Raw genomic sequence first — 9635 nt, 5'->3', positions numbered from 1 at the left:
ACTGCAAAGCATAGATTTGAACAGCAAATATTATTATCCTGTATGCAAAAGGGGCATCCTACGATGAGCACTTCCGAGCCGTTCCGTCAGGAGACCCCCGCCCGCGGGACGTGGGACGACGTGAAGGACCTCCCCCCGAGCGCGAAACTCGTCGCGAAGGTCCTCGAGTACAACGACACGATGACCCAGCAACAGATCGCCGAGGAGACGCTGCTGCCCGCCCGCACCGTCCGCTACGCCCTGAGCCGCCTCGACGAGGAGAACGTCATCGAGTCGCGCTTCTCGTTTTCCGACGCCCGCAAGCGTCTCTACAGCCTCGCGATCGACGACTGACCGCCGATCGGGTCGCGGTGCTCCGTTCTGCTCGGCGGGACGCGGGGAGCGCGATCGTAAAACGCGAACCGCTCGCGAGGTTACCTAGAACCACTCGCGGGCTTTCAGCCGGGTCGTCAACTGAATCGTCTTTCGAAGCCCCCGACGGATCAATCCGCCGGAGTTCGGGACCCCTTCGCCGTCCTCGTAGTCGAGTCCGCGGACGACGACGACCGGCGTGCGTTCGTCGGCCTGACCCAGTAACAACGCCGATCCCGCGGTGAGTTCGTCGGCTATCAGGTCGATGCCGCCGATCTTGGGTTCCCCGTAGACGTCCGTCCGCCCGAAGTTACTGTCGATCGCTTCGATGCCGGAACAGCCGACGGCGAGGTCCATCGTCCCCGCACCCGTGATCTCGGAGTCGGCGAGCACGACCGCCAGATCGGCCCCCGTCCGCTCTTCCAGCCCCTCGCGGATTCGTCTCGCGCTCCCGTCGGGATTCTCGGGGAGAAGCGTCATCATCCCCTCGGGGGAGTTCGACCAGTCGACGCCCGCGTTCGTACAGAGTCGCCCGTCGCGATCGGTCACCAGTGCGGACGGCATTCTCTCGATCGCGTCCATGGCCGCCTCGCGGTCGGCAGCGTGTTCGAGGATCAACTCCTTTCCGATGTCGGCCACCGGAATCGCCCCGAGTACGTCGCTTTCCTCGTAGATGACCGCCACCTCCCGCGGGTCGAGGCCGGTCACGTCGCCGACGCGCTCGTCCCGGTCTGTGACCGTCACGTCGTCGGCCGCGACGAGGCGGTCTTCGGCCATCGAGACGACTTTCGACGTGATAACGACGACGTCCCCGTCTCGGAGCGGATACTCGTCGGCCGCCGTCTCGGCGATTCTCGCCACCAGATCGTCCTCCGGTTCGACGAGGCCGACGTCCAGCCCACGGAACGTTAACTCGGCCATGTGTACTTCTTTTTCCGCCGTTCGTATAAGCTTCAGGACGAGTCCCTTCCGTTCGGAAGCGACGGGACGGTTGCGAATACTTTCACTTCGGTCACGGAATCCATTTAGGCCCCGCTCGCCAACGACGGGGTAATGACGCGGGTGATACACACGGGCGACACCCACATCGGATACCGGCAGTACAACGCGCCCGAGCGACGACGGGACTTCCTCGAGGCGTTTCGCCGGGTCGCCGAGGACGCCGTCGACGACGACGTCGACGCGGTGGTCCACGCCGGCGACCTCTTCCACGACCGTCGCCCCGGCCTGCGCGACCTGCAGGGCACCGTCGAGGTGCTCCGGACGCTCGCCGACGCGGACGTCCCCTTCCTCGCCGTCGTCGGCAACCACGAGGGCAAACGCGACGCCCAGTGGCTCGACCTCTTCGCCGACCTCGGCCTCGCCGAGCGACTCGGTGACGACCCGCGCGTGGTCGGCGACGTCGCCTTCTACGGACTGGACTTCGTCCCCCGCTCGCGCCGCGAGGACCTCGCCTACGAGTTCGCCCCAGTCCCCGAGGCGGCCGACCACGCCGCGCTCGTGAGCCACGGCCTCTTCGAGCCGTTCGCCCACGCCGACTGGGACACCGACCGGCTGTTGGCGGCGTCGACCGTCGACTTCGACGCGGTGTTGCTCGGCGACAACCACGCCGCCGACACCGCCGAGGTGCGCGGGACGTGGGTCACCTACTGCGGGTCGACCGAGCGCACGAGCGCGAACGAGCGCGAGGAGCGCGGCTACAACATCGTCTCCTTCGGCGACGAGGCCGCCGGCGACGCGGTCGCGATCAGTCGCCGGGCCGTCGAGGACACCCGCGAGTTCGTCTTCGTCGACGTGGAACTCGCCGACGGCGAGGGGACCGACCGCGTCCGCGAGCGCGTCGGGGAGTACGACCTCGCGGACGCGGTCGTGATCGTCACCGTCGAGGGCGAGGGCCGGCCGATCACCCCGGCGGCGGTCGAGGAGTTCGCCAGCGACCGCGGCGCGCTGGTCGCCCGCGTCAACGACCGCCGCGAGATCGAGGACGCCGACGAGGAGGTCTCCGTGAGCTTCGCCGACCCGGACGACGCGGTCCGCGAGCGACTCCGCGACCTCGGACTGAGCGACGCCGCCCGCGAGATCGACCGCACGGTCAGAAACGACGACCTCGCCGACGCGAACGTCCGCGAGACCGTCGAGCGCCGGGTCCGGGAGTTCCTCGCGGACGACGGCGCGGCGTTCGAGCCGGCCCCCGACCGCGGGCCGGACGAGGCGACGACGGTCGCGGACGCCGTCGCGGGCGACGGCGGGGAAGCGGAAGGCGAGGCCGGAGCCGACGCCGACGCACCCGACGACCCCGGAAGCGGCGGCGACGCCGCCGACCCCGACGACGCCGAAGCGGCGACCGAACTCGCGGACGCGGACGAGGACGACGACCACGCCTCGCTGGGTGATTTCGCGTGAGGGTCCAGCGCGTCCGCCTGCGGAACTTCAAGTGCTACGGCGACGCCGACCTCTCGCTCGACCGGGGCGTCACGGTCGTCCACGGCGTCAACGGCAGCGGGAAGTCGACGCTGCTCGAGGCCGTCTTCTTCGCGCTGTACGGCTCGAAGGCGCTCGACGACCGCACCCTCGACGACGTGATCACGACCGGCGAGGAGGAGTGCGAGGTCGAACTGTGGTTCGCCCACGACGGGGCCGACTACCGCATCGAGCGCCGCCTCAAACTCCGGGGCGACCGCGCGGCGACCACCAAGTGCGTCCTCGAGGGGGCCGGCGGAACGATCGAGGGCGCCCGCGACGTCCGCCGCGAGGTGGCGACGCTCCTGCGGATGGACGCCGACGCGTTCGTCAACTGCGCGTACGTCCGGCAAGGCGAGGTGAACAAGCTCATCCACGCCTCGCCGGGGGAGCGCCAGGACATGATCGACGACCTCCTCCAGTTGGGGGCGCTGGAGGACTACCGCGAGCGCGCCAGCGACGCCCGCCTCGGCGTCGACGACGTCCTCCGGGAGGTCCGCGGCGAGGTGAAGAACCTCGAATCGCAGATCGAGCAGAAAGAAGCGCAGAACCTCCACGAGCAGCTAAACGACCTGAAATCGCGCCAGCGCGAACTGTCGGGGGAGATCGACCACTTCGAGGACCAGCGCGAGCAGGCCCGGTCGACGCTGGAGGCCGCCGAAACCGTCCTCGAACGACACGAGGAGACACGGGCCGAAATCGAGACGCTGGAGTCCGAGATCGACGCGCTTCGGGAGAAGATCACCGAGACCGAACGCGAGCGCGAGGACGCGAAAGACGAGATCCGCGAGCGCGAGGCGCGACGGGAGGAACTGGCGGACGAACGCGGCGAGTTACTCGGGGCCGTCGACGCGGAACTGGGAGACGACCCCGACCGCGAGGCGGTCGACGACCGGATCGAGGCCCTCGACGACCGGGACGAGACGCTCCGCGACGACCTCGAGGACGTCCGGGTCGCGATCACCGAGAAGAACGGCGAGATCGAGCGCCTCCGCGAGGAGGCGGCCGACCTCGACGCGGACGCCGAACGGGCGCGCTCGGAGGCGGCCGACCTCGAAGCGCAACTCGACGCGGACGCGGAGACGATCGACGACCGCGAGGCGAAACTTGCGGACCTCGAATCGGAGATCGAAACCGCCCGATCGCGGTTCGACGACGCCCCGGTCGCGTTCGGCGAGGCGGCGGCCCACCTCGACTCCCTCGAAGCCGAGCGCGAGGCCCTCGCCGACGACCTCGGCGACGTGACGGCGGACATCAAGGCCGCGACGAACGCGATCGAGGACGGGGAAGCGCTGCTCGACGAGGGCAAGTGCCCGGAGTGTGGACAGCCGGTCGACGACTCGCCGCACGTCGACGTGCTAGACGAGAAACGCGAGGAACTGGCCGCGCTCGAAGACCGCCGGGACGAACTCGAACGCGAGCGCGACGCCCTCGACGAGCGCATCGAACGGGCCGAAGCCCTCCGCGAGGCCGAGCGGCGGGTCGACCGCCTCGCGGAGAATCGCGACAGCGTCGAGCAGTTGCTCGCCGAAAAGCGCGAGACGGTCGCGGAGCGCCGCGAGAAGCGCGACCAGTTGCGGGACTCGGCCGAGGAGTACGAGCGCGAGGCGGAGACGAAACGCGAGCGAGTGGCCACGCTCGAAGACGAGGTCGCCGAGACGCGGGCCGAACTCGGGCGGATAAACACCGAACGCGCGGAGATCAGGGAGACCGTCGAAACGCTGCGACGGCTGGCCGAGATCGCCGACGAGCGGGCCGACCTCGCGGAGGAGATCGAGACGTTGCGGGACCGCCGTGCGGACTGGAAGACGATGAACGACGAACGCCGGGACCAGCTCTCGGCGAAGCGCGAGCGCAAACGCGAACTGGAGTCGGAGTTCGACGAGGAGCGCGTCGAGGCGGCGCGGGAGGACAAGCGCAACGCCGAGAGCTACATCGAGAAGGTCGACGAGAAGCTCGCGGATCTCGAAGACCGACGGGACGACGTCCAGGGGCGGATCGGCCGCGTCGAGGAGAAGATCGAGGACTTAGAACAGCTTCGCGAGCGCCTGGCGGCGGTCGAGGCCCGCCGCGAGAAGCTGGCGTCGCTGTACGAGGAAGCGGAGACGCTGCAGGCGACCTACGGCGACCTGCGGACGGAGCTGCGCCAGCGCAACGTCGAGACGCTCGAACGGCTGCTCAACGAGACGTTCGAGCTGGTCTACCGCAACGACTCCTACGCCTCGATCGACCTCGACGGCGACTACCGGCTGACCGTCTACCAGAAAGACGGCGAGCCCCTGGAGCCCGAACAGCTCTCGGGCGGCGAGCGGGCGCTGTTCAACCTCAGCCTGCGGTGTGCGATCTACCGGCTGCTGGCCGAGGGCGTCGAGGGGACCGCGCCGATGCCGCCGCTGATCTTGGACGAGCCGACGGTGTTCCTCGACTCGGGGCACGTCACCCAGCTCGTCTCGCTGATCGAGTCGATGCGCAAACTGGGCGTCGAACAGATCGTCGTCGTCAGCCACGACGAGGAACTGGTCGGCGCGGCCGACGAACTCGTCAGCGTCGAGAAAGACGCCACCTCGAACCGGTCGCGGCTCGAACGCGGCGAGCCGCCGGAGGCGGCGCTGCTCTCGTCGGACTGAACGTCGATACGTATTTGGCGCGGGGGTCAGTACGCCGACACATGTCCACCGCCCGCGTTCGGTCCCGCCTGTCGAGGCCCTCCGCGATCGCCGTCCTCCTCGCGGTGCTCGCGGCCTTCGTGTACGGTTTCCTCACGAGACAGCTCCTGAAGCTGATTCCGACGGTCGTCTTCCTCTACCTCTTTTACAGGCTGGTGCTCGCGGTCGAGCGGATCGCCGCCGACTCGTAACGCGTCTCAGGCGTCGTCGGCCGGCCGCACCACGTCGAGCGCGCGCCGGCAGTCGTCGGTGACGCCGTAGCCGCGCTCGCCGGCGACGTCGGCCTCCTCCAGCAGTCCCGCGGCGACGAGCGTCGCGACGCGGCCGTGGAGGTCGCTCTCACAGAAGTCGTACTCGCCGAGGAGGTCGCGGACGGGCGCCGGACCGCGGTCGGCCAGTTCGATCAGCAGGCCGAGGGTCCGGTCGTCGTGGACGTACCGGAGGAGCGTCCGGACCGGTTCGTCGACGCCGCGGGCGGCGGTTTCGAGGGGCGACTCGCCGTCGACCGCCTCGAGGCGGTCGTTGCGGACGTAACACTGGTTTCCCGTCCGCGGGTCGCGGACGAGACTCGCGCTCTCGGAGCGTTTGAGCAGCAGGTACCGGTTGCCGTCGTCGTCTCGTACGGTCTTCATCCGTCGGAGCCCGTCTCGTCGGGTGACGGGGGTTGGCGCTCGTCGTTCGAGTGGGTTTCGGTCGAGTCGCCCCCGGCGTCACCGTCGTTCTCGCCGTCGTCGGGCGTCTCGAACGAGCGGTACCGCCGGATCGCGAAGCCGAACAGGACGAGGCCGCCGGCGAGGAGGCCGCCGCCGGTGTAGAGGTCGGCCTCGAAGACGAGAAACAGCGCGCCGAGCGAGGTCGCGAGCAGGGCCGCGTTGACCACGAGGACCAGCGCCCAGAACTCGGTCAGGAGGTCGCCGGAGACGTCCGTCTCGTCGGTCGACACCTCGGGAATCGTGATCGTGTCCGACTCCGGGTCGCGCAGTTCGGCCTCGGGGTCGTACTCGTCCGGTTCGTGCTCGCTCGGCTCGAAGTCCACGCACGGTCGGACGAGGCGACGTCAAAAAAGGATTCGCGTTCCGCGCTCGGCCCGCCGATCAGGCGAGGTCGTCGAGCACGAGCGGTCGAGTCGCCTCCACCCAGGCGAGGGGGTTCTCCGCGTCGTAGAAGACGACGCCGTCTTCCGTCTCGTAGGCTTCGATCGTGGCGGTTCCGGCCGGTTCGTCGCTCAGTTCCCCGTCCGTCGGATCGTCGTTCACGCGGGTGGACACGTCGGTCACCACTCGCTATGCTATGTGTTACCACGTTAAATGTCTTGTTGCCGCGGCAGGTTCGCGGACCGTCCCGCCCGCCTACAGGTCGGAGCCGGCCGCGGCCCCGCGGTGTAAGAGTGAAAGGGGTTTTTATCGGGCGGCGACAAGGACCGGTATCATGACCGATGCGGCTCAGGCCGGACTCGGGGAGTTCTCGACCGACCCCGACGAGCGGCCGGACGAGGAAGCCGCCCACGTCGCGGGCAACGGCGGCGGGCGAACGGCAGAGGTGATCGACGTTCTGGAGGAGACCCTGCCGGAACCCGAGGGCGAACTGGACCTCGCCGTGATGCAGGTCGACTACACCGTCGCCGGCTACGGGGACGAGGAGCGACCGATCGTCCACGTCTTCGGGCGCACACCCGACGGCGAACTCGAACACGTCCAGGTCGTCGGCTTCCGGCCGTACTTCTACGCGCCGACCGCGACGCTCGATCGACCGCCGGCGGAGGCCTACGACCGGCTGACCGGCAGCGAGGAGGAGGACGCGAACGGCGACCCCTACGAGAGCATCCGCGGGGAGCGCCTGACGAAGATCTTCGGCCAGACGCCGCGGGACGTCGGCCAGGTGCGCGACGACTTCGAGCACTACGAGGCGGACATCCTCTTCCCGAACCGGTTCCTGATCGACAAGGACGTTCGCAGCGGAATCCGGGTTCCGGAACGACGCGCCGAGGACGACTCGCTCGTCGTCCCCCACGAGGAGATCGAAACCGTCGACGTAGACGCCGAACCCCGCGTCCAGACGTTCGACATCGAGGTCGACGACCGCTCCGGCTTCCCCGAGGACGGCGAGGAGCCGATCGTCTGTCTGACCAGCCACGACTCCTACCGCGACGAGTACGTGATGTGGCTCTACGAGGCGCCGATCGGGGACGGCGAGATCCCGGCCGAGATCGTCGACTACGAACCGATCGAGGGACCGATCGACCACGAGATCCGAACCTTCGAGGCGGAGGAGGCGATGCTCGACGCCTTCGTCGAGTACATCGACGAGACCGACCCGGACGTGCTGACGGGCTGGAACTTCGAGGACTTCGACGCGCCGTACTTCCTCGATCGGCTGGAGGAACTCCAAGGCCCCCACCACGAGTACGACCTCTCGATCGATCGGCTCTCGCGGGTCGACGAGGTCTGGCGGAGCAACTGGGGCGGACCGGACATCAAGGGTCGAGTCGTCTTCGACCTGCTCTACGCCTACCAGCGGCGCGTGTTCTCCGAACTCGACTCGTATCGACTCGACGCCGTCGGCGAGGCCGAACTGGGCGTCGGCAAGGAACGCTACGCCGGCGACATCGGCGACCTCTGGGAGGGTGATCCGACACAACTGCTGGCGTACAACCTTCGCGACGTCGAACTCTGCGTCGAACTCAACGACCAGCAGGAACTGATCCCGTTCTGGCGGGAGATGGCCACCTTCGTCGGCTGCAAACTGGAGGACGCCCCCACGCCCGGCGACGTCGTGGACATGTACGTCCTCCACGAGGCGAACGGTCGGTTCGCGCTCCCCTCGAAGGGCCAGCAGGAGGCCGGCGAGGAGTACGAGGGCGGCGCGGTGTTCGACCCGATCACGGGCGTCAAGGAGAACGTCACCGTGCTCGACCTGAAGTCGCTGTACCCGATGTGTATGGTGACGATCAACGCCTCGCCCGAGACGAAAGTCGACCCCGAGGAGTACGACGGCGAGACCTACACCGCGCCCTCGGGGACGCACTTCCGGAAGGAACCGGACGGGATCATCCGGGAGATGGTCAACGAACTACTCGCGGAGCGCGAGGAGAAGAAAGCCCAGCGCGACGAGCACGAACCCGGCACGCCCGAGTACGAGCAGTACGATCGCCAGCAGGGCGCCGTGAAGGTCATCATGAACTCGCTGTACGGCGTCTCGGGCTGGGAACAGTTCCGCCTCTACGACAAGGAGGCCGCCTCCGCGATCACCGCGACCGGCCGCGAGGTGATCGAGTTCACCGAGACGGCCGCAAACGAGATCGACTACCAGGTCGCCTACGGGGACACCGACAGCGTCATGCTGGAACTCGGTCCCGAGGTGTCGAAAGACGAGGCGGTAGAGCAGTCCTTCGAGATCGAGGAGTACATCAACTCCCGCTACGACGACTTCGCGCGGGAGGACCTGAACGCCGAGGCACACCGGTTCCAGATCGAGTTCGAGAAGCTCTACCGGCGGTTCTTCCAGGCGGGGACCAAGAAGCGCTACGCGGGCCACATCGTCTGGAAGGAGGGCAAGGACGTCGACGACGTCGACATCGTCGGCTTCGAGTACCAGCGATCGGACATCGCGCCGATCACCAAGGAGGTCCAACACGAGGTCATCGAGATGATCGTCCGCGAGGGCGACGTCGAGGGCGCGAAGGCGTACGTCAACGAGGTCATCGAGGACGTCCGCACCGGCGACGTCTCGCTCGACGAGATCGGCATCCCCGGCGGGATCGGCAAGCGACTCGACAACTACGACACCGACACGGCCCAGGTCCGCGGCGCGAAGTACGCCAACTTGCTCCTCGGCACGAACTTCCAGCGCGGCAGCAAGCCCAAGCGACTGTACCTCGACCGGGTCGATCCGTCCTTCTTCGATCGCATCGAGGACCGAGAGGGACTCGACGCCCGCACCGACCCCCTCTACGGCGCGTTCAAGCGCGACCCCGACGTCATCTGCTTCGAGTACGAGGACCAGGTCCCCGAGGAGTTCGAGGTCGACTACGACAAGATGCTCGAGAAGACGCTGAAAGGGCCGATCGAGCGCATCCTCGAGGCGCTGGACGTCTCCTGGGAGGAAGTGAAGTCGGGACAGGAACAGACCGGACTGGACCAGTACTGGTGACGCCGGCCC

9 protein-coding genes are annotated in these 9635 nt (G+C 68.0%); 5 read left to right on the top strand and 4 right to left on the bottom strand.

The features are described 5' to 3' along the window. The first annotated feature begins 63 nt into the window (after nucleotides 1-63). Nucleotides 64-333, top strand: a complete 270-nt coding sequence (locus tag NKG98_RS18960; RefSeq protein WP_254767689.1) for a MarR family transcriptional regulator — start codon at nucleotides 64-66, stop codon at nucleotides 331-333. Nucleotides 334-417: 84 nt separating this feature from the next. Here the strand turns inward: NKG98_RS18960 and NKG98_RS18955 are convergent, their stop codons facing one another. After that, the gene (locus NKG98_RS18955) at nucleotides 418-1272 is read right to left on the bottom strand and encodes a coenzyme F420-0:L-glutamate ligase (protein WP_254767688.1); all 855 of its coding nucleotides are present in this window, start codon (nucleotides 1270-1272) and stop codon (nucleotides 418-420) included. A gap of 132 nt (nucleotides 1273-1404) precedes the next feature. Here NKG98_RS18955 and mre11 point away from each other — a divergent pair, with 132 nt between their 5' ends. The 3 genes from mre11 to NKG98_RS18940 are packed head-to-tail and all read left to right on the top strand — an operon-like array spanning nucleotide 1405 to nucleotide 5668. Beyond that, nucleotides 1405-2754, top strand: coding sequence for a DNA double-strand break repair protein Mre11 (mre11, locus tag NKG98_RS18950; RefSeq protein WP_254767687.1), 1350 nt, complete (start codon nucleotides 1405-1407; stop codon nucleotides 2752-2754). Next, nucleotides 2751-5438, top strand: coding sequence for a DNA double-strand break repair ATPase Rad50 (rad50, locus tag NKG98_RS18945; RefSeq protein WP_254767686.1), 2688 nt, complete (start codon nucleotides 2751-2753; stop codon nucleotides 5436-5438). The genes mre11 and rad50 overlap by 4 nt, the downstream gene beginning before the upstream one ends. Before the next feature lie 41 nt (nucleotides 5439-5479). Then, nucleotides 5480-5668 (top strand): hypothetical protein, encoded by a 189-nt coding sequence (locus tag NKG98_RS18940; RefSeq protein WP_254767685.1) that lies wholly within the window; start codon nucleotides 5480-5482, stop codon nucleotides 5666-5668. A 6-nt stretch (nucleotides 5669-5674) separates the two neighbouring features. Here the strand turns inward: NKG98_RS18940 and NKG98_RS18935 are convergent, their stop codons facing one another. From NKG98_RS18935 to NKG98_RS18925, 3 genes are read right to left on the bottom strand one after another with little or no spacing between them, the layout of a single operon-like run. After that, a complete protein-coding gene (locus NKG98_RS18935; RefSeq protein ID WP_254767684.1) occupies nucleotides 5675-6109 on the bottom strand; it encodes a DUF7346 family protein in 435 nt (144 codons plus the stop codon). After that, nucleotides 6106-6513 carry a DUF7322 domain-containing protein gene (locus tag NKG98_RS18930; RefSeq protein WP_254767683.1) on the bottom strand — a complete coding sequence of 136 codons (408 nt, stop codon included), beginning with the start codon at nucleotides 6511-6513 and terminating at the stop codon, nucleotides 6106-6108. Before NKG98_RS18930 ends, NKG98_RS18935 begins: the two co-directional genes overlap by 4 nt. A 58-nt stretch (nucleotides 6514-6571) precedes the next feature. Next, nucleotides 6572-6754 (bottom strand): DUF7331 family protein, encoded by a 183-nt coding sequence (locus tag NKG98_RS18925; RefSeq protein ID WP_254767682.1) that lies wholly within the window; start codon nucleotides 6752-6754, stop codon nucleotides 6572-6574. A gap of 151 nt (nucleotides 6755-6905) precedes the next feature. On the opposite strand from NKG98_RS18925, the gene NKG98_RS18920 reads away from it, so the two are divergent. Continuing rightward, nucleotides 6906-9626, top strand: coding sequence for a DNA-directed DNA polymerase (locus NKG98_RS18920; RefSeq protein WP_254767681.1), 2721 nt, complete (start codon nucleotides 6906-6908; stop codon nucleotides 9624-9626). Nucleotides 9627-9635 lie beyond the last annotated feature (9 nt).

The organism is Salinilacihabitans rarus (genome assembly GCF_024296665.1).
Classification (GTDB): domain Archaea; phylum Halobacteriota; class Halobacteria; order Halobacteriales; family Natrialbaceae; genus Salinilacihabitans; species Salinilacihabitans rarus.
The sequence above is the reverse complement of the archived record's forward strand: the minus strand, read 5'-3'. Positions and strand labels throughout refer to the sequence as shown.